Here is a 20,312-nt window from a genome sequence, read left to right as displayed (position 1 = left end):
TTTGTAGTCAAATAGCTACACGATGAATTTAAGACGAGATGTATTTCAAGCCATAGCCGACCCAACCCGAAGGGCCATCCTTTTGCTGGTTGCCACGCAAGCCATGACGGCCGGGGTAATAGCTTCAAATTTTGACACTGCCAGGCCTACCGTTTCCAAACACCTGCAAATACTTACCGAGTGCGAGCTGCTTAAACAGGAGCAAAACGGCAGGGAAATCTATTATCATATTAATGCAGAAAAAATGAAAGATGTGGCCGACTTCATTGAACCATTCCGCGCAATGTGGGAAGACAGGTTCAACAAATTAGAAACCATAATGAAAAACTATAAAGGCAAATAACATGGAACAAAAAACAAAAATTGATGCCGAAAACGGTAAACAGGATTTAACTATTACAAGAGCATTTGACTTACCGGTCGAACTGCTTTTTAAAGCCTATATGGAGCCCGAAATTGTTGAACAATGGATGGGGACAAAAGTGCTGAAGCTTGAAAATAAAAAGCACGGCAGCTGGCAATTTGAAACAAAAGATCCGCAGGGAAATGTGGTATTCAAAGCCAATGGAACTATTCATGAGTTTATCCCCGGGCAAAAGATCACCCGCACGTTTGAAATGGATAATGCACCTTTTGATGTGCAGCTGGAGTTCCTGGAATTTGAAAAACTAACCGATGATACCAGCAAGCTCAATATGCATGTGGTTTACCGGACGCCCGAACTGAGGGACCGGATGCTGAAGTTGCCTTTTGCCTACGGTATAAACATGGCACATAACCGCCTGCAGGAAGTATTAAACAAATTGAAATAAAGGTATATCATGAAGCGGAATAAAATTATCTATTGGATTGCTACCATCTGGCTTGCTTTGGGGATGCTTTCGACCGGAATGGTACAGTTATTGAAAGCGAAATCAGGGGCAGGGGGGGCCGATAGCGTTGCTCATTTGGGCTATCCCGGTTATTTCCTGACGATATTGGGTGTTTGGAAAGTTTTGGGCGTTATTGCAGTGCTGATCCCTAAATTTCCGGTGGTAAAGGAATGGGCTTATGCGGGCTTTTTCTTTGCTATGTCGGGTGCTATTTTTTCGCATATTGCAGCGGGCAGTGCTTTGACTGAGATATTTCCCGCGCTGCTATTACTGGTACTTACTGTAATATCATGGTATTTCAGGCCTGCCGAAAGAAAAGTAACTTCGGGAAACCAATAAATGAACGATATGAACCCCAGGGTTGATTTTTATTTTAATAAAGCTGAAAAGTGGCAGGAAGAAATAGAGCAGTTGAGATCTGTTGTTCTTGATTGCGGCTTGACCGAAGAATTGAAGTGGGGCTGTCCCTGTTACACCTTTAGGGAAAGTAACATTGTTTTAATCCATGTATTTAAGGAATACTGTGCGCTTTTGTTTTTCAAAGGCGCATTGTTAAGTGATACGCACCAGATCCTGATCCAGCAAACAGAAAATGTGCAGGCTGCCCGACAGGTTAGGTTCACCCATATGGATGAGATAACCGAACAAAGGAATATCTTGAAAGCCTATATTTATGAAGCTGTTGAAATAGAAAAAGCCGGCTTAAAAGTAAATTTAAAAAAGACCGAAGAATTTACCGTTGCCCGGGAGTTTCAGCACAAGTTAGATACGATACCCGCCCTGAAAACCGCGTTTGAAGCATTAACGCCGGGGCGGCAAAAAGCATATCTCCTTCATTTTTCCCAACCCAAACAAGCCTCAACCCGCGAGGCAAGAGTTGAAAAATGGATGCCGCAGATTCTTAACGGAAAGGGTTTGAATGATTAGTAATACAGCCCGTTTTGAAGAAGAAAAAGCGGAGGCCTGTGCGATTCCCCTCTTGAGAGCAGGGCTGTTGCATTCTAATTTAATAGTTGTTTCAACCTGTTGATATCGTTGCAAACAAGCCTTTGCGCTTGTGCGAGGTTTGGGTAATCATTTATTCTAAATACATTAATAACTATGTTTCTGAACACAGAAGTATTTTCAGGCGCATTGGATGTTCTAATTCGTGAAGCGTCTTCGTTAAATGTCACGTCCTTTACCCAATGAAGACTGTTTTCTATACTCCAATGGCTTTTAATACCATGGCAGAATATTTGCGCATTACCGATTAAGCTACTGATGAAAAAGGCGTATTCTTCCCGGATACGTCCTTTTTCTTTTACCCAGCGATGCACTTTAATAAGTTGGCTTACCCCAGCCCATGTGTTACTGATTTCCTCTGTTCCCGGGTACACCCAAACTGTTCTACGTTCTATTCGCCCTTTGTTTTTCAACAACTCAACAAACTTACTACAAACCATTGCCTCGTCCGATGTAATGGTTTCGATCTTTTTGTAAAGGTTCTTTTGATTCTTCTTCACACCTATTATATAATTGTTATCTGTATCAATAATAGCCTCTACCGTTTTTTTTGACAATGTAATGCGTCAAGTGTAAACGTTACCCCCTGTAATCCTAAACTGGAAATAAGCTGCTGAACTACAGAGATTTCACTTTGTTTTGAGTTGTCAACTAAACCATGGCCAACGACTTGATTACTCCTGCTACTATACAAGCTTACCAGGCTTACAAATCGTTGTTTGTCAAGAGAATAATCGCTCATCGTCCCTTTCATTGCCTTACCATCTATATGTAGCCATTCATTTTTAGACAAATCAATATGCTGACTGGCCCATTTATGGAAACTCTCATTTAAGCTGTTAAAGTCTAAATCTTGTATTACACGTCTTATAGTATAAAAGCTTGGAAGGCGGGCTTTATTAGGCTGAAAGAAGGCCAAAAGATCGACTTCATTCCGCTTTATAAAATCACCCATCGAACGATAGCCATGATAACCGCTCATTGTACTCATTAACACAAGCAACAGAATGAAAGTCTGGTCATGGCGCTGGCCTGCCTTTCGCCTTATATCCGGTAACTCTGATAAATACGCTAATATGCTCTTATCCATCCTAACTTTTTTGACCTCAAGTTAACTTATAATATTTAGAATGCAACAGCCCTGCTCTTGAGAGGGGTGTAGGGGTGTGTTTCTGCTTTGAAAAGGCAATCGCATAAACACACCCCTGCCACCGCGCTGTCCTACGCGCCCCTCTCAAGAGGGGAATTGAAAAATTACCTAAAAACCAATAAACAATAATCTGCAATAATATGAAGCTATCAACAGAACAACAGAAAGAACTCCTCGGTATATTGAAATTACGTTTTGAGAAAAACATGAACCGCCACATCGGTATTGAATGGGCCGGGGTACAGGCAAAACTGGAAGCTAATACCGAAAAGCTATGGCCGCTCAATGAAATGGAAATAACCGGCGGAGAACCCGATGTTGTTGCTTACGATAAAAATACCGGCGAATATATTTTTTTCGACTGTGCTGCAGAAAGCCCCAAAGGCCGCAGAAGTGTTTGCTACGATCATGAAGCACTGGAAGCCAGGAAAGAACATAAGCCCGGAAACAGTGCTGTTGAAATGGCACATGATATGGGTATTGAACTTTTAAATGAAGAACAATACCGCGAATTGCAAAAGCTTGGAACGTTTGATACCAAAACCTCAAGCTGGATAAAAACCCCTGCCGGTATCAGGAAGCTTGGCGGCGCCATTTTTGCCGATTTTCGCTATGGTACTATCTTCATTTACCACAACGGTGCCGAATCATATTATGCCGCCAGGGGATTTAGAGGCGCTTTAAGGGTTTGAGTTTTTCTTTTGCACCTGTTTGTCTGTGTGTTTTTAAGTAACCTTTTGTGACATTAATTGTTATGCATGGGCTAATTTAATGCATAACATATGGCGGCAGAGCATACAACATTAATTGTAAGTGCATTTTCAGGACTTGCCGGCGCTTTGATATCCCAGGCGTTAACCGGCTTGTTCGCCTATTTGGGCGATAAGCGAAAGGCCGATATAGATCTTAAAAAACGGTACCGGAGTAAGCAGGTTGAAATAGCCGAGAGCTATTACTATGTTACCGGCGAAACCATGTCCATCCTGAAGAAAAGCGTTCAGCTGTGGAAAGGCAGGAACATCCCTCACAGCGAAGCCAGCTACAGATCAATGACCGAAAGTTTAAAGGAAGCCGATGCCCAGCTCAAGAAAATGAATGTGGATAACTGGAGGCACAACCTGATTGGTCTTTACTTTAGCGTTTCGCTGGCATACGATGAACTTATCGCAGCAAATAATAAATCGCATGAGTTGTACCTTAAGGTTTTAGATATAGCCGATAAAATAAGAAGCGCTGATAATGAGGAAGACAGGGAAAGATATTTTGGTCAGTACAGCCTTGGCATTTTTGATTTGTGCAGCCAGTATGATGCTGTTTACGAGATTTTGGCGGGGGATATGGGTAAGGTAAAGGCGGAGTTATTAAAGAGTTTTGAGTTAGGAAATTAAGGTAGTTACTTATTTGAGTTGGGTTTTCCATCTATCGTATCGCTCACATGGACTACAGACATGCTGCATTTTGTCAATGCTTCCCGAACCCTTTCAAGTTCTGCTTTCATCGCATCTAAATGCGAATTATACTCTGTTTCCAGCTGTTGAATAGCTTCAATGATCCGTCGCTCTCCGGCTAATAATATATCATATTCTGTTGGCTTCATACTGATTTGTGCTTCATGGCCGCGAATGCCTGATATTTGATATTCGCATTTTATAGGTTTTTATAGATTGGTATAACTATACATGTCATCTGCCATGATGTGATTAGGTTGCGGCATGTTTAACAAATGAAAACTTTTAGATATCAATATCAAAACAGAATCGACCATTGGCGTAAATGTGTCGACGAATGTTTTGCCGTTGGTGCCTTGGCGCTTAACCTGCCAAGGTTTAGCGGTGGTGTGGCTCTGACCTAAATGGCTTAAGCTTATTTTAGTTCGAAGTTACGTTACGCTAAACCTTGACCAGGGATATTAGGTGAGCGAAAATTATACTGCATTTTAACACTTATTTTTATAGAAAAATCAATATCGGATGAAATCCTTAACAGACTTTGAAGCGTCATTGAATTTAGAAGCACCCATTAGCGGGTTCTCTGCGCAATTAAAAAGCCTTTGGTATGACGGCAAAGGCGATTGGCATCAGGCACATGCACAGGTCGATCATTTACAGGATCAGGCGTCGGCCTGGGTACATGCTTACCTGCACCGTAAAGAAGGGGATCTCGGGAATGCCGATTACTGGTATGGCAAAGCACGGCAAAGCCGGCCAAATCTATCCTTGAGAGAGGAATGGGAGCGTTTGGTATTGCACTTTCTCAGATCAGATACGCTCAACAAATGACTTTTATTACCTGAGCTGCTCACTTAAACCCACGATGATACCTTCAGGACCGCGTATATAGGCCAGCCTATACGTATCCCCGTATTGCACCACCTCGCCAACAAGTTCGGCACCCTGAGCAAGCAGTTGGGTAACTACCTCATCGAGGTCATCGACGGCAAGCATAATGCGGCGGATCCCGAGTTCGTTCACCGGAAGCTTCTCCGGGCCGGTTCTGATGGCTTCGGGCGTGTGGAACTTATCCAGCTCGATCCGCCCGTGACCGTCCGGAGTGCGCATCAGCGCGAGGGTGGCACGGACGTTCTGGAGGTTAATGAGACTATCTACGGATGGGCCCGCGACGGTTGTTTCGCCTTCCAGCTCAAACCCGAGTTCGAGAAAGAAAGCTTTAGCAGCTTCGAGGTCGTCGACAACGATGAGGACGTTGTCCATTCTTAGTAATTTGCTTTTTGACATTGTTTACTTCCTTATATTTCTAAACCCACGATCTTTGATAAAGATAGAAACTCAAAAGAGCATATCCGCCAGGCAAAACCGCCTCTCAAATATGCTCTTTCAAATAGTTTCCTAAGTCGGGATGGCGGGATGATTATCCGGCCGCTTAAATCTATAATATTCAGTACGTTATATCGAAAACAAGCAGGAACGGGCACCGAATAGGGTACATATAATGTGCTTTTGTTTGGTGGCATTCGAAGCCTGTTTACGCGTATAAGTAATAGTCAATGAACTTTGTTATCCAAATATAATGAATGTTTTGCAATTAAAAGTTTGTTTTATTTAGGGTGATGTAACCATTACTCTGCCATTCACTGCTGTCATGATACAGGTTCTTATACAAGAAGATAAACAACCTACACCAGCAAAGTGCCAAACTTAATGATTGGTCCAAATCAATAATGACAGTTTGAACTAACAACAGCTTTGATACACGTATTCATTTTCCAGGTAATTACATTCTAAATGAGCGCCTAAGTTAAAAAGAGGCTGTCTAAATTTTTTGAGACGGCCTCTTTTATTTCAGGGGTATTTTTAGTAACTTAAAGGCATGGGAGGCAAAGTAGTCTTTAAGGAGTATGATCCAGGCAAGTTAACTTTTTTACCTTATAAACTGGAAGAATTGGTACCGGCAGGTCATCCGGTCCGGATTGTTAAACAGGTAGTTGATATGGTAGATGTCAAACCACTTAATCGCAAGTATAAAGGCGGTGGGGCATCGAGTTTTCATCCGCGACTGATGCTGAAGCTCTTAGTATATGGTTATCTGACCAATACCAATTCCTCGCGTAAACTGGAAGAGCAGGCAGCTCAGAACGTGCACTTCATGTGGCTTTTGGGGATGAAAAAGCCCGACCATAATACCATCAACCGTTTTCGCAGCGAGAAGCTGTCAGGAGTTTAAAGCTGATCTTCTCACAGGTCGTCTTATTATTACAGCAGGAAGGCATCGTATCTCTTAAAAAGGCGGTGTTTACCGACGGCACTAAGATAGAATCGGCAGCGAATCGTTATACTTTTGTGTGGGGCAAAAGCATCAAAGTGAATAAAGATAAGGTGAAAGCCAACTGGATGAACTATGGGGTTATGCGCAAAGTACTGCTTCTGAAGAACTCAAAGACACCACACCGCCCGAGTATGACGAGATCAATCCGGAGAAAGTGAAGGAGACGATTGCAAAGATCAATGCGACATTGGACGATAAGGAAGATGTAGACAAGAAAGTAAAGCAAAAGCTAAACTACGCAAAGAGACACTGGCCGGAAAACCTTCAGAAATTTGATGAGCAAGAAAACCTGTTAGGCGAACGTAATAATTATAGCAAGACCGATCCGGATGCAACGTTCATGCGGATGAAGGAAGACCATATGCTGAACGGATAGCTTAAACCAGCCTATAACTTGCAGATATCCAAGAAGAAACATTTTATTCTTAACTATACCCTGCATCAGAGTTCTACCGATTACGGGACCCTGCCCTCACATGTTGAACAGTATGAAACCCTTTACAACACGCTTCCCAATGTCCTTGTAGCCGATGCCGGCTACGGTTCGGATGAGAACTATGGTATGCTGTAGGAAAAAAGTATTGAAGCATATATCAAGTACAATACGTTTGACAAAGAACAGAAGGAAGGCATTAAAGCGTTCAGTAACGACAGCTTGCACTACAATGAACAGGGGAACTACCTGGTCTGCCCGATGGGACAGCGAATGGTACATGGCGGCGATAGGCAGCGTGTCACAGCCTCCGGTTTTATACAGATCATCAGCCGTTATCAGGCACAAAGCTGTGATCGCTGCCCGATGAGCGGTGTATGTCACAAGGCAGACGGCAATCGGATTGTTGAGGTGAACCACAGCCTTCGGGCGCATAAGCTGGCCGCAAAAGAAAGGTTGAATACAGAGCAAGGGATCAAATATCGAAAACGGCGACCAGCAGACGTTGAATCGGTATTCGCACAACTGAAGCAAAATCATGGCTTCAGGCGCTTCCTGCTGAAAGGAATGTCCAAAACCGAAGTCGAAATTGGCTTACTTTCCATTGCACATAACCTCAGAAAGTGGAAAGCCTGAGAAAACAGGCTTTTTCGATTTATTAACGGCTCAAATCAATCAAAACTCTCAAACAGGACGGTGACAGACATCGATAACAATAAATTACAAAATCTATAGCCAATAAAAAAAACGCCTCATAAGTGACTTAGGAGACGGGCCTCTTTTTAAAGTTTTCCATGTGGTGTGTTTTTATTAATATTGATTATCAGATCATTAACTTAATAACGCCCCCATTGATACACCACCAAACCGTTATGCAAAAACCCCCGAATGAAAGGCACATCCGGGAGTTACATATTCATTACTTAGCATGGCTTAGCTTTAGTCAGTTGCTATACTATCCTATAGTCCGGCAAAAAGAGGTAAGACGAAGTCACTTATTTAACTCGTTTTTACTATTGATTCTCTTGACAAGACCATAAAACTTTTCAGCAAAATCGGAGCCAAATTGTTCAATTAAGAAAGTTTTATCCACGATTTCCAATTTCTGATTTGTATGATGATTGGTGTAGTAAATGAGATCAATAACCTGTAATCCAATCCGCATATGTTCACCACCCCATTCGGAGGTTATTGTTGCTTTAACTTCGGCAAAAAGTTCCGCCAAATTACTTACTAATAAATAATCGCCCAAGGCCGGGAGCTTACATGTACTTAAATCAACACCATTAATAAATGAAACACCATTTAATTCGGCACGAGTAAAGTCAACATTTTTCATCAGATTGGGAAAATCATTAGGGTTTATTTTTTTTTCGAAGAACGTTTGTTTTTCAAAATGAGAGGTGATTCCCCTGAAAATAGTCGAACAGAGTTTTCCGGTGAATGCGCAGTCTTCGAAACGGCTGCCATCAAAATTTACTTCAGTTAGATTGCAGTTCTTAAATACGCAATCTTTAAATAAAGGAAAACTATAGTAAGTTTTGTTAAATTTTGATTCTTTAAATTTGACATCTTCAAAAGAGCCGGAATTCACCTCAAGCCGGCCACCTAATAAACTGTTTTGAAAATCTGTTTTCTCTATGTCAGACAATTTCATAGAACAAGCCCAAAATTTTAAATAATTAGCTTTGGTATTAAGCATCTTAATATTTTCGAATTCGCATCTTATCCACGTTGTATAACTCAAATCACTGAAGGAGAAATCAATATTCTTCAATTTCACATCTTTAAATTCCAAAATATTCTCATTTTCTTTTATTGAGTAATTTAAAATAGAGTACTGTTTAATTTGAGGTTCTGAAAGTTTAATTCCCCTCAAATCCCATCTTCCATCAATTTTTTCTGCGCATTCATCAAAAGATGTATGTTTTTGCAAGCATCTGATTATGGTTTTCAGCTTTTTCTCTCCTTCGATGGTAGTCCATCTGTCTTTGATTTCCTTTATATTCATTTGTTTTAACTACTTGTATAAAACCGGTACCCCTTCCCCAAATCCGACATATTTGGTTACGTGCCCCTCCCAGGAACCGGCAGTTGTTACATCCCACCAAACTCCTTTTAATAATCCCTTTCCAACAAAGTCCGGTCCAAAAGTAAATCGCGGTGTAATATCTACCAACTTATTAAGAAGAAATTTGTTAGATGCGGCTTCTTTTACTGCTGCATCAACGGCATTCCCCCTCATCATCTCAAGGCTCACTTTTCCTGTGGCTACAGCTGCTGCCTGACGTGTTGATAATACAGCGGTTGCAGCGGCCTCCTTAGTTAGATTTTCTAATGTTGATGTTACTACTGCTTTTACTGCAACTTTAGCAATTGAAGTAACCACCGCTTTAACCAAAAACACATCGGAAATAGCCAATGCCGTATGAAAAGCGCCTGTCCAATAATTCCCATTTTGAAAGTCATCAACAGCGGCTCTTCCATTTCCCCAAACAGGTATTAAACTTTCTAACGTTCCGGGCTGCCCCACACTGGCCGCCTTATTCTCCGAAGGTGGTTCTTTTATCTTGATAAAATCTTGTGAGAATGCACCAGATACATCGTTAATTGGGATCGAATTTCCCTTTGAATCGGTGGAATAAAAAGCTCCGGTCACTACATACATACCCGTATTGCCATATTGGTCTTGACCCGGCGATGTGTTGTAAATTTGTGCCTGTACTATTTGACCGTTTGTATCGGATCCAGAATGTGACTGATTGCCATAATTTGTAGTATTCCATTGCGCTTCTATTTGTGCCCAAACATCCGGGGCAAACCCTGGATTTGGGCCAATGCCTCCCGGAGCGGCCCCAGACGGGTCATTCATCCCAACCGGGTCGTTAAAGGTAAAGTTATATGGTGTCCAGCCTGCATAACTATCAACCATAGGATCAATGCTGTTAAAGCGCCCAATTTGCGGGTCATATTCTCGCTCCGGAGTGCTGTAGCTGTTTTCAAAGCCGAGATCATCCTGCAACTCGCTGCCACCGTTAAACAATTGTTTGTTGGCCGTTGTTGATTGGGCGGTACGCACCGCGATGCCTTGCATGGTCATGCCGAAGGGATAATATTCGTTTTCCTGGGTTATAGCGGCAGCGCCGCTGCCGTTATCCCGAAAGCTTACACGCGTATTACCCAGATGGTCTTTTATGAAATATTCGTAAGTAAATGCGGTGGCAGTGGTGTTTGACAATACGCGCCCTTCAGCTGTATTGAAATAGGTAAGCGTCCTGGAGCCTGCCCCAACTGTGGTATAAACAAAGCCGTCCAGGTAATCATAAGTATTAAGGGCAACATGGCTTGAATTATACAACACCTTGCGTATCCTGTTTCCGGAGGCATCATACGTATACTCTACGGAGCCGGTACCGGTTAGTACTTTGCTTACTTTATTTAAATCGTTGTATGTAATGGTTTCGCCTTTATTAACGTCAGTTGTAAGATTGCCATTATTATCGTAGCTATACTGAACCGCGCTGTTTATCGTACCGTTATAGCCCATAGCGTTACTCGATAAATCGGCCACGCTGGCCAGTTGGTTACTTACATTGCTGTTTTTATAGGTATAGGAAAGGTTATCCAATAATGTAAACGCGCTTGCACCAGATGCATAGGTATTACGCGTTAAGGATAGTATATTACCATTATTGTCATAACCACCTATAGTTTCGTTATAACCACCCGTTTCGGCGTTCCAGGCCGATCCGCTATTTGCAACATATTGCGCGTTAGTTAGCCTGTCGGCGGCATCATAAGTAAAGGTATAACTGCGCTCCCTTACCGGGTTGGTCGAACTTGAAAACTGGTCATTAGCCTTCCATTTTATTTCGGATATTTTGCCGTTGTATTTGGGGGTATTGCTTAAACCCGTAGCATCGGCCTGGTTGTACAAAATACTTATCCCAAACAGGTCGTTGGTATCGCTGTTGGTTAATCCGCCGTCCGGCGTTAAAGTACTGTTATTAATGCTGGTTAACCACCCCCTTATGTTATAACGGTAATCAACGGTTTGTAAGTAAGTACTGCCGGTGACCAAGCCCAGCTTTTTATCTTTTAGCTGCCCCAGTTCGTTATATTCGTACTTTGCTATAACCTGGTCGGTTGCCCCCGCGTTTATATTTGCGGCTACCTGGGTAATCCTGTCCATTATATCGTAACTCACCTTATGAATTACCGTAGTGGCGCTTAATGATTTTACCTGTTTGGTTTGGGTAATGTGCCCGCTGTAAAGGTCAATGGCGTTGCTGGTAATGTCAAGTGCACTTTGGTTAACCAGGTTGTTGGTTTGTTTTTGTATCGGATTACCAAACTGATCATAAAATATAGCTTGCTTGATCCAGCCTCCGGCGTTTCCGGCCGTAGTGATCACTCGGCTCATAGTTCCGGTAAGCAGGCTACTATTATCTGCGACGGCAGTTGTTGCAAAACCTGAAGCGTTAGGGTTCACGTACTGGTTAACTGGGGTGCCGGTATTATTAAAATCATAGTCATCGTAATAGTTTACCTGAAGTACATCTGCATCAACGATATTTGAGGGGAAACTCCGGTTGCTAAACCCATAGGTGGTACCTGCCTGTCGTTTTTCAGAGGCAAACGTAGAAACATTATCATAAGTCAGCCCATCCAGGTAGTTTTGAAGTATTTGCTGATTGGTACTTCCGGTGGCTCCCGGCGGGGCACTATACCGATAGAGGCCAGACATAATCGTCCGGTTTGCCGCATCGTATTTTACATAATACCAGGTATCTGTAGCATAAGCACTGCGCAGACGGCCATCCTGCGTAAGTACTAGGCGGTTATTGCTGTCGTAAACCATGTATTCGGGCCCGGCGCCAGGGGCTTGTTTAGCAACCAGCCTGCCTTTTGCATCATAGGTGTAGCTCGTTGTCCAGGCATTAATAAAAGCTGCGTTAAACGCGGGCGGTGACGCCCCGTAAATTCTTTTTACGCCCTCCGGCGACACCTGGTATAAAACGTTTCCCAGGTCATCACATATAATAATTGATTCGAGCCATGAATTGGAACCTGCCTGCACTTTTTTTGATACCAGCTGCCCAAGCTTATTGCTAAAAGTTAATACATGGTTGCCGTTTTCGTCGGTAATATCACTTACCGACAACTGTCCTGCACCATAATACGTACCCGTTGGCCCGGCGCTGTTCCATATCCTGATGTTATCGGCAGCCGTGTTTAACCGCGATGCAGTTTTAAGGCTGTGGCCGGTACCTGTTTGCCAGGCCGCGCCAGGTGCACCGGTTTCCAGTACCCTTTGCAATGGTGAGTTATCATAAACCGTACCTGCAAAAGGAGCGTTATCAGTTGCTATTTGCTGGCCGGTAACCTGGTAAAAGGCGTTTTGCGCGGCTATTGCGTTAACCTGTAACGAGCCATTGCCGGTAGTAGCGGTATAAGGCAAATACTGCAGCGGCTGGCGTCCGTACTGGTCATAAGCCATTAGCTGTACCATGTCTTTATGAAGGGGGCTGCCCTGCATGCTAATACGTTGTATGGGCCTGCCCAAGCCATCCAGGTATGATACTATTGTTTGTGCGTTTACGCCGGGCTGTATCTGGGTTGGAAGGGTAACACCGGATACTTTTACCATATCCTGTCGCACAGTATTATTTATCAGCAGGCTTTGATCGTCAGGCTTTTGATCCTGTGCTGCTATATTAACATAAAAAGCTGTATAAGTTGTGTTTGGCGTAAACGAAAATCCCGGGCTTAGGGTAACACTATGATAAGCCTCATAGGATGTCCCCTGGTAGCTCGATACGTTAGCATCAATAACCCGTGTTACGGTTTGCCCATAGCTGCTGCTATTAAAAGCGGCAATCAACATAACCAAACACAAATTTCTGTAAAATTTTAAACTAATCATGATGGCAGGTTTTTGATTATAGCGGACAGTTAGGGGCTATGTAAAGTATTGATGAGGTTTGTACAGCGGCCTTTTGCAGCCCCTGGGGCACCATAGTACATCGCAGCGTGTAGGATTGGCTCGACCTTGCAGGCCCATATTGGTTACCCGCTACCATTACTGTTATGGTATTTGAGGTACCCGGCAATGTTATCCAGGTGTTCGGTGCGTTGGCATAAGCCATTTCCCATAGAAACTGGTTGGTATAACTTCCGTTAACAGTGGCTGTGTATATATTTGTACCCAATGGGCTGCTGCCGGGACCTAAATCGCCATATCCTAAAACTTGCTGGCTACACAAGTTATAAGCTACTATACCGGTAGTATGTAAGGCAAAAGCAAGTTGTTGCATAACCGTTATGGTTTGTGTAGATGTTACCGTACCATATAGGTTGCTGGTTACGGTAAGTTTAACGGTATAAACACCCGCCGAGGTGTAAGTATGAGACGGGCTTAAGCCTCCATTTGAGAGCGTAGTGCCATCGCCAAAATCCCAGTTCCTAACAATTCCGGCAGGTTCACACGGGTCTGCGGGGCCAGATAGAAAATCAACCGGGGTACTGGCATTTACGGTGGCCGGCCGATAGAGAAACTCGACTCCACCTGCTACCTTTACATCGTAAACAAAGGCTGCATTCAGCAAATACGCGCTTCGATAGCTATATGTTAACTGCTTTAATATGTTTTGATTTTGATCTGTAACCGTAGTAGGCCTTCCCAATGCATCATATGTATAAAAGGTAGTGTTGCCATGGGGATCGGTATCGGCTATTTTTAATTTGTTTTGATAACCGGTTAAAGTGGCCGGCGCTAATTCTGGGTGAAAAAGCATATCATCAACAATAAGCGGAAGATTGCCGGTTTGTACACTGATGCTGAAAGTTGCATTTAAATTAGTAACCGGTATCCTGACACGATAATAAGACCAAACGCCGGTAACATTGGTATAGTTTATGATGCCGTTGCTGGTGTGGCTGCCATCGTTTAAGGTGATGCTTATGGTGCCGGCAACGGTGGTTGGGTTTTTGACCCAGCACGAAAACGAATAGTAATCACCGGCTCCCTTATTAACCGAACTTTTTGAAAATAAATAATTAGGCGCAACAGATAAACCATAGCCTATCCTGCCCGGAACTGAAGTGAAGCTGGAGTTGTAAGCTTCGTCGAAGCTATGAAGTTTGGTCATTACAGGAAGGTCGTCGTCAAAATTGGAGTAAAGTACCTGGCTTGCTAACGCGTTCTTGATATTTGCTATGGGCTTTACTCCAGAGATATCATACAATGTAGTGATTGCCTGTTGATGTCCGTCATCTGCTGAAACGGGCCTGCCCAACGTGCTGTATTCTGATACATTGCTATTTATCTGGTAACGCGAATCGGATTGAAACTGATTGTTAGTAATTGCCGATTCCACAAAATTAGCCAAAGGTATGTTTGTTTTCAGACTAAGTGATTGGGAGGGTAAAACGGGAGTTAAAAAACTTGCCGTTTGCATCGGAAGTATCGGTTTGGCTATCGAAAATATATTATATTTATTTAATTGCCCGCCGGTCACCATTTCGCTTTGGCCTGGTTTTGTTATTGATGTTATTTTTTCTATCACGGCGCTATTTATGTATGCATTTTTCAAAGCTAAAATGCCTGCAGTAACCGGATCCGTAGCAGCGGTAAGGGTATAATCCTGTATGTATTTATATTTCGTTTTATAGGTTGTAAAATTAATCCCGTCGTTACTGGCCATCGTTTGTGTGCTGCTTAATAACCTATGATTTGGGCTGTTATAGAAGTTATCTGTTTCAATAGTTGTAAAAGCAGTAAAATTGGTACCCGGATCATATGTTTTTTCTATGGCAATTGTTTGATACTTAGTCATTGCCCCGAACAAACGGTACTTTCCGTAAGCAAAGGCCTTTGTATTGATGTCGCCTGAGTTATAGGTAAAATAATCATAGCTTACTCCGTAAATACTTACCGGAGCTGTGGCCTGATAAATAGGGGAGTATTGATAATCTACCCGCTTTACCAATTGGCCTGTTTCATTAAAAACTTGCGTATTTTGTAATAAGCCTCTTTCAAAATTATAATTAGGATTGGCAGGAAATGGAAAGGAATAGTATCCGTCGGCCATCAGTCCCTTAGTCATGCAGGCTCCTGAAGAAGGGTTGGTGGTAGTAGCATATTGTGAGTATGCAGCTTGCCATTGATTTGGGGCGCTATATTCTGATGATGAAGTTTGCCCATACATGGCCGGAGTAGTATATTGGTTAACTATTTTACCATTTCCTGTTTGGCTCTCGGTCCCTGACTGATATAGCACATCAGCTGCGTCAAAATCATAGGGGTTTAAATCATGATCTGACCGTGCCGTGAAAAAACGGGCCTGGCTTGGCTGGTCTGCGTACTCGCTAATGGTATGTACAGTCCCGTTAGGTTCTGTATAAACAGGTACAGGAAAGGCAAACTGCGGTCGGTTTAACAATAGGCCGCTTGTATATGTGTAGTTTTTTATAATATCATTGGCAGTATTAATACCATCATGAAGTGTAACTGTTTTTACCCGGACACCTCCGCCCAAAAATGTTTGATTGGCCCTGGTATCAAAATACTGATTAGCTTCATAATCAATTTTAACACTGCCGCCTGTAGGATAAATAATGCGGCGTAAAGATCCGGCTGTAATTGCATTAGGATTCACAGTGCGGTCAGCTCCGGGCGAAAGGTAATTATAAGTGCCCGAATAACCTGGTATTGGTTGTAATCTGTATCTTTCCTGTGGTGGTTCATTGGGATACATATATAACCTTGGTACCAGTGATGTAGCCTTGTTGGCGTTAAAATAGCCCCAATAATCCTGCTCATTGCCTTTTGGCGACGTTAATGATGTAGAACTGCCCAATGTGGTACCCCAATATTCAAATTCATATGGCGGACTTATTGTGCAACCGCTTGAATATGGGCGGATGGATTGTAAAAAAATGTACCCCCCGGTATTAATACTATTTAAAGAGATTGTTTTAGGAGGAGTATTTGGTACTATAATTTGAAAACCCGTCAGTGATGAGCCTTGATAGTTGAAATTTATGGTTTCGTATCCGGGATTTGCTCCGGGATAGTTAGTTACCTGTTCTGATATACTCGATAGCGTTTTAGTGTTCACTATTGCCCGCGTGTAAAATAGTTTTTTTTTGAGTATGGTATCTTGTGTACTGCCATTAGGCGCAAGATATATAGCTGTTGACGGCGGATTGGTAAGTACGCTGTCTACAGGTACTTGCTGATTATAGCTCAACAGAACAGCGCCGCCTGATGGTGAATTTATAGTGCTTAAGCTCCAGACTGTTGTATATGATACCGGCTGCGCGTATTTAATTAATTTATCTCTTAAATAATACACTGTATTAGCATTCCCCTCGGGGCTTACGGACTCGGTTACCGTAGTAGTTGGTGTAAATGTATACTGAAAGCCATTATTTGCAGTAATTGTGAAAGCTGTAATTGCACCGTTTGTAGCATATGTAGCCTGAATTTTTAAGTCCTGATAAGGTAGCATTTGAATAGCTTTATTATTATCAAACATAAACCGACCCGAATAACTTCCAAAACTAAAGCTGAATAGATCTGGCTGTGTATCCGTTTTGTTGTTGGCCAGCGAATTCAGGATATTGTAGTTGGCAACGTCTCCGCTGCAATCGGCCCGGCTTTGCGGCGTAAAATTAATCACACTGGCGGCGAAGGTATCATAAAGCCAACCTTTGCGCGTATCACTACCCGTACCCTGGTAATCATCGGGCAGACTTTTTACAGCGCGGGTTATTTTTGCGCCCGCGTTCAGGCTCCATCCAACGCCTATATTGTACTCATCATTACCGTACGGCAGTGATGGCTTTACACCCGGTGTATAATATAAACTTATAGGAATGGATACGTCTCCGTTTTTAATTTCATAAATTGGAATGTTTACATTGGGTGCGCCGGTTTGCATATTTACGGGGACCCCCAGTTGAGCATAGCTATAGCTATGAATAATAAAGCTCAATAAAATAATATAAAATATTTTTCTCATTTTGAGGTATGGTTCAGTGGGTGCTTATTGTTTTAGGTTATTGGCGCTAATGATAGCTTCCAATTTTTTTTCGAGTTTATCTGTCTTGTTTTCTTGTCCCTTTAACTGCTTTTCCTTCTCAATCAAATACAAAGTCAGTTCCTCCACTTTCTTCATTAACAACTTATTCATTTCCCCCAGATTCAACCCTTCTTTAGCAATTTGTTGTTCTGATGGTATTTCTGGTAAATGTTGGTTTTGATCGATGTAGGCTTTTACTTCTGACAGGGATGGTAGTTGGTAATCTTTTTTGAAAACATAGTCCGGCCAGGCAGAATTAAGTTTTACGGTCATGGAGGTTGCGATAGCGCTGCCATTTACTGCGAACTTATATCCCTTAGCGTCATATGTATTAAGGGCGATGTTTCCATTGGCATCGGTAATCATCACGGGATTTACATTGGGAGTTATATTAGTACCAACTGGTGTTTGTTGAACTATTGTTTGAAGTTGGAGGGAGTTTCCCTGAAGCATACAGGATTTAATAGAAAAAGAAGCATAATCAGCTGTGACCGTGATATAAATATCTGTATTACCATTTGGATTAGAATAAGCTTTGATAGCAAAGTGATCGGCTCCACTTCCACTAGTAACCTGATTAATAGCCAATGCGTCCCTATTACCTACATAATAGGTAGTAACACCCAAAGTAGAGGCCGTCCACCCACCGCCAAGTATGTCTATCTGGAGTTTGGCATAATTGCCTAAATTAATAGGCGGTAAACTACCCACTAAATAATAGTAATATTGGTTCGAAGTTACAATCTCTTTGGAGTATTGTCCGTATGTAACTATAGGTACTACAATTAGTAATAGTAGTGTCAATTTTAAGGTTTTTAGTTTGCTATTCATTGGTTTTGTATAGTTGTGATTCCAGTTTTTCAATTCGTTTATTTTGTTCAATTAAGTACAGGGTTAATTCTTCTACCTTCTTCATCAACAACTTATTCATCTCACCCAGATTCAAGCCTTCTTTAGCTATTTGTTGTTCTGGTGGAATATCTGGTAAATGTTGGTTTTGATCGATATATGCTTTTACTTTAGACAATGATGGCAATTGATAATCCTTTTTGAAAACATAATCAGGCCATGCAGAGTTAAGTTTCACTGTCATGGAAGTGGCAATGGCGCTGCCGTTCACCGCAAGTTTATATCCTTTAGGATCGGTAGTCCCTATACCAACGTTTCCATTAACGTATAATTTATCAGCGGTCGACCATGCAGGTGGGTCATATCCGATACCTATTCCCGTTCCATTCACCTGTAGTACTTTTCCGCTTTCAGTACTATTCAAGTCAATGAATCTAAAGTTTGTCGCATAAGCAGGTGTTCCCCAAGTACCCTGATAAAACATTTTCAAGCCGGTTGTTTGATTGACATCATATTGATTGAATATATGTAGTTTGGCAGCTGGGGCGTTTGTGCTGATTCCTACACTACCTGCAAAATAACCTTGGCCATCCGCGCGCACACTAAAATTAATGGTGCCGTTGGTCAAACCATCGTAGTAATAGTTTGCCGATCCAATCGGTTGATCTGTCCAGGCTCTGAATATGCCCGCACCTGGGTAAGCATAAGTTGACCCAAGTTGGTGTCCGGTGAAAAATGATTGACCGATAGAGGTTTGTGCGACGATTTTGGTATTGTTGTTTAACGCGTCATTGGCATCAACGGTGACCGTTTTGGTTTGTGCATTTGCAAAATGCATACTACTTAAAGCTACCAACGTCAGGAGTAAAGTTTTTTTCATCTATCTATTTGATTTGTTTTTTAAGTCCTTATTTTGTTTTTGCAGATCTTTGATCTCTTCCTTCATTTCAATCATGTACAAAGTCAGCTCCTCCACTTTCTTCATCAACAATTTATTCATCTCACCCATATCAAGACCATTCTTCATCATTTCCTGTTCCGATGGTATTTCCGGTAAGTGCTGATTTTGATCGATGTAAACTTTCACTTCACTTAGTGGCTTTAGCTGATAGTCTTTTTTGAATACATAGTCTGGCCAGTTGGCTTGTAATTTAACAGTAACGGATTCCGCGATGATTCCCCCACCAACGGCTAATTTATTATTGCCTGTATTACCTGTAGTCAGTCCAATCATGAGCCGCCCGTCCCCGGTAAGCCACATCAACTGATTTTCTGTACCACTATTGGAATGGTTGTAAAATGCAAAGCCGCCTGGTGAACCACCACCCTGATTGGAGATGAAATCTGTTTCACCAGCACCACCTGTTCTGTTCCATCCAATCAGCACTTTGCCTGTATTCTCCAGGAAACTAAGTGGAACTGTTCCGTTTCTGTTATCAAGATTAGCATCATTGCCAGCCACGACGAATTTCCCGGCTACTTCAAGGTTGGCATTTGGATTACTTGTCCCAATACCAACATTACCTTTATTGATGGTCAGGTAAGTTTTTGCAGAATTACCCCAAGATTGGATATCCAAAGTAGGGTCTCTTTCCCACCAGGTCAGGGTATTTGTTTGTGGGGTCATAAAGGAACCATCTATAGAAACACCATCATGCAACCTGGCCGTAGTAAAGTCACTTCCCGCAGCGTTCCTGACCAACCATAAATTATTCTGAACATTATTGGCTGCTGAACCTCCAATGGAACTAAGCAGCAGGTTATTCTTGGCAACGCTTCCTAATGCACTGGCCTGATAGACCGCAAACTTTGCAGAAAAGCTACTGCCTCCGATAGCGACATTCCCGCTAAGATTATAATAAGTATTGGTGGTTCCGCTTATGGCCCACTGGGCATAGGAGAAATTACAAACAAATAATAAGGTAATAATGGTTAAGGTTAATTTTTTCATGGTTATATGAAGAGGCTTAAATTATGAGGCAATATTATTTTAGTATATCGGATTAAATCTCGGTATTCATTTAGGCGAAAACACGCACTTTACGTGATTCAGGATATTCAGGCACAGAGTCTTATGAGGGATTTAAAAAGGCTGATTTCATGCGATAGTGATAAGGTTTTTAAGTTTCGGT

General features: G+C 42.2%; 15 protein-coding genes and 2 pseudogenes. 8 read left to right on the top strand and 9 right to left on the bottom strand.

From position 1 onward, the window contains the following. Nucleotides 1-22: 22 nt before the first annotated feature. The 4 genes from SNE26_RS23095 to SNE26_RS23080 are packed head-to-tail and all read left to right on the top strand — an operon-like array spanning nucleotide 23 to nucleotide 1,799. Nucleotides 23-343, top strand: a complete 321-nt coding sequence (locus SNE26_RS23095) for a helix-turn-helix transcriptional regulator (protein WP_090532792.1) — start codon at nucleotides 23-25, stop codon at nucleotides 341-343. A gap of 1 nt (nucleotide 344) precedes the next feature. Continuing rightward, nucleotides 345-812, top strand: a complete 468-nt coding sequence (locus SNE26_RS23090) for an SRPBCC domain-containing protein (protein ID WP_321556229.1) — start codon at nucleotides 345-347, stop codon at nucleotides 810-812. Nucleotides 813-821: 9 nt separating this feature from the next. Beyond that, a complete protein-coding gene (locus tag SNE26_RS23085) occupies nucleotides 822-1,211 on the top strand; it encodes a DoxX family protein (protein WP_321556228.1) in 390 nt (129 codons plus the stop codon). Continuing rightward, the gene (locus SNE26_RS23080) at nucleotides 1,212-1,799 is read left to right on the top strand and encodes a YdeI family protein (RefSeq protein WP_321556227.1); all 588 of its coding nucleotides are present in this window, start codon (nucleotides 1,212-1,214) and stop codon (nucleotides 1,797-1,799) included. It begins immediately after the preceding gene. A 74-nt stretch (nucleotides 1,800-1,873) separates the two neighbouring features. On the opposite strand, the pseudogene SNE26_RS23075 reads toward SNE26_RS23080, so the two are convergent. Next, nucleotides 1,874-2,967, bottom strand: a pseudogene (locus SNE26_RS23075) (ISAs1 family transposase). A gap of 200 nt (nucleotides 2,968-3,167) precedes the next feature. On the opposite strand from SNE26_RS23075, the gene SNE26_RS23070 reads away from it, so the two are divergent. Both SNE26_RS23070 and SNE26_RS23065 read left to right on the top strand, forming a co-directional pair. Further along, nucleotides 3,168-3,719: a DUF4256 domain-containing protein gene (locus SNE26_RS23070; RefSeq protein WP_321556226.1), complete on the top strand. Its 552-nt coding sequence runs from the start codon at nucleotides 3,168-3,170 to the stop codon at nucleotides 3,717-3,719. A 90-nt stretch (nucleotides 3,720-3,809) separates the two neighbouring features. Further along, nucleotides 3,810-4,415 (top strand): hypothetical protein, encoded by a 606-nt coding sequence (locus SNE26_RS23065; protein ID WP_321556225.1) that lies wholly within the window; start codon nucleotides 3,810-3,812, stop codon nucleotides 4,413-4,415. A 5-nt stretch (nucleotides 4,416-4,420) separates the two neighbouring features. Here SNE26_RS23065 and SNE26_RS23060 read toward each other — a convergent pair whose 3' ends face one another. Beyond that, nucleotides 4,421-4,624 carry a hypothetical protein gene (locus SNE26_RS23060; RefSeq protein ID WP_321556224.1) on the bottom strand — a complete coding sequence of 68 codons (204 nt, stop codon included), beginning with the start codon at nucleotides 4,622-4,624 and terminating at the stop codon, nucleotides 4,421-4,423. Between the two features lie 373 nt (nucleotides 4,625-4,997). Between SNE26_RS23060 and SNE26_RS23055 the strand changes: the two genes are divergently transcribed. Beyond that, nucleotides 4,998-5,306, top strand: coding sequence for a hypothetical protein (locus SNE26_RS23055; RefSeq protein ID WP_321556223.1), 309 nt, complete (start codon nucleotides 4,998-5,000; stop codon nucleotides 5,304-5,306). Between the two features lie 6 nt (nucleotides 5,307-5,312). On the opposite strand, the gene SNE26_RS23050 is transcribed toward SNE26_RS23055, so the two are convergent. Further along, nucleotides 5,313-5,762, bottom strand: a complete 450-nt coding sequence (locus tag SNE26_RS23050; protein WP_321556222.1) for a VOC family protein — start codon at nucleotides 5,760-5,762, stop codon at nucleotides 5,313-5,315. Between the two features lie 592 nt (nucleotides 5,763-6,354). Here SNE26_RS23050 and SNE26_RS23045 point away from each other — a divergent pair. Then, nucleotides 6,355-7,879 (top strand): annotated as a pseudogene (locus tag SNE26_RS23045) (IS1182 family transposase). 355 nt (nucleotides 7,880-8,234) lie between these two features. Here SNE26_RS23045 and SNE26_RS23040 read toward each other — a convergent pair. From SNE26_RS23040 to SNE26_RS23015, 6 genes are read right to left on the bottom strand one after another with little or no spacing between them, the layout of a single operon-like run. Continuing rightward, nucleotides 8,235-9,254 carry a pentapeptide repeat-containing protein gene (locus tag SNE26_RS23040; RefSeq protein WP_321556221.1) on the bottom strand — a complete coding sequence of 340 codons (1,020 nt, stop codon included), beginning with the start codon at nucleotides 9,252-9,254 and terminating at the stop codon, nucleotides 8,235-8,237. A 9-nt stretch (nucleotides 9,255-9,263) separates the two neighbouring features. After that, a complete protein-coding gene (locus SNE26_RS23035; protein WP_321556220.1) occupies nucleotides 9,264-13,169 on the bottom strand; it encodes a DUF6443 domain-containing protein in 3,906 nt (1,301 codons plus the stop codon). A 16-nt stretch (nucleotides 13,170-13,185) separates the two neighbouring features. After that, entirely contained in the window at nucleotides 13,186-17,271 is a 4,086-nt protein-coding gene (locus SNE26_RS23030; protein WP_321556219.1) for a PKD domain-containing protein, read from the bottom strand. A 24-nt stretch (nucleotides 17,272-17,295) separates the two neighbouring features. Further along, entirely contained in the window at nucleotides 17,296-18,162 is an 867-nt protein-coding gene (locus SNE26_RS23025) for a hypothetical protein (RefSeq protein WP_321556218.1), read from the bottom strand. Continuing rightward, nucleotides 18,155-19,060, bottom strand: coding sequence for a hypothetical protein (locus SNE26_RS23020; protein WP_321556217.1), 906 nt, complete (start codon nucleotides 19,058-19,060; stop codon nucleotides 18,155-18,157). Before SNE26_RS23020 ends, SNE26_RS23025 begins: the two co-directional genes overlap by 8 nt. After that, the gene (locus SNE26_RS23015; RefSeq protein WP_321556216.1) at nucleotides 19,061-20,131 is read right to left on the bottom strand and encodes a hypothetical protein; all 1,071 of its coding nucleotides are present in this window, start codon (nucleotides 20,129-20,131) and stop codon (nucleotides 19,061-19,063) included. Nucleotides 20,132-20,312 lie beyond the last annotated feature (181 nt).

It is taken from the genome of Mucilaginibacter sp. cycad4, assembly GCF_034263275.1.
In the GTDB taxonomy this organism is placed as follows: domain Bacteria; phylum Bacteroidota; class Bacteroidia; order Sphingobacteriales; family Sphingobacteriaceae; genus Mucilaginibacter.
Note: the sequence above shows the minus strand (reverse complement) of the source record. Positions and strands in the feature narration are given on the sequence as shown.

Coding starts and splice junctions, on each gene's coding strand:
- SNE26_RS23090 (WP_321556229.1), top strand. CDS start 345: ATGGAACAAAAAACAAAAATTGATGCCGAAAACGGTAAACAGGATTTA.
- SNE26_RS23025 (WP_321556218.1), bottom strand. CDS start 18,162: ATGAATAGCAAACTAAAAACCTTAAAATTGACACTACTATTACTAATT.
- SNE26_RS23050 (WP_321556222.1), bottom strand. CDS start 5,762: ATGTCAAAAAGCAAATTACTAAGAATGGACAACGTCCTCATCGTTGTC.
- SNE26_RS23065 (WP_321556225.1), top strand. CDS start 3,810: ATGGCGGCAGAGCATACAACATTAATTGTAAGTGCATTTTCAGGACTT.
- SNE26_RS23085 (WP_321556228.1), top strand. CDS start 822: ATGAAGCGGAATAAAATTATCTATTGGATTGCTACCATCTGGCTTGCT.
- SNE26_RS23015 (WP_321556216.1), bottom strand. CDS start 20,131: ATGAAAAAATTAACCTTAACCATTATTACCTTATTATTTGTTTGTAAT.
- SNE26_RS23030 (WP_321556219.1), bottom strand. CDS start 17,271: ATGAGAAAAATATTTTATATTATTTTATTGAGCTTTATTATTCATAGC.
- SNE26_RS23035 (WP_321556220.1), bottom strand. CDS start 13,169: ATGATTAGTTTAAAATTTTACAGAAATTTGTGTTTGGTTATGTTGATT.
- SNE26_RS23055 (WP_321556223.1), top strand. CDS start 4,998: ATGAAATCCTTAACAGACTTTGAAGCGTCATTGAATTTAGAAGCACCC.
- SNE26_RS23040 (WP_321556221.1), bottom strand. CDS start 9,254: ATGAATATAAAGGAAATCAAAGACAGATGGACTACCATCGAAGGAGAG.
- SNE26_RS23020 (WP_321556217.1), bottom strand. CDS start 19,060: ATGAAAAAAACTTTACTCCTGACGTTGGTAGCTTTAAGTAGTATGCAT.
- SNE26_RS23095 (WP_090532792.1), top strand. CDS start 23: ATGAATTTAAGACGAGATGTATTTCAAGCCATAGCCGACCCAACCCGA.
- SNE26_RS23080 (WP_321556227.1), top strand. CDS start 1,212: ATGAACGATATGAACCCCAGGGTTGATTTTTATTTTAATAAAGCTGAA.
- SNE26_RS23070 (WP_321556226.1), top strand. CDS start 3,168: ATGAAGCTATCAACAGAACAACAGAAAGAACTCCTCGGTATATTGAAA.
- SNE26_RS23060 (WP_321556224.1), bottom strand. CDS start 4,624: ATGAAGCCAACAGAATATGATATATTATTAGCCGGAGAGCGACGGATC.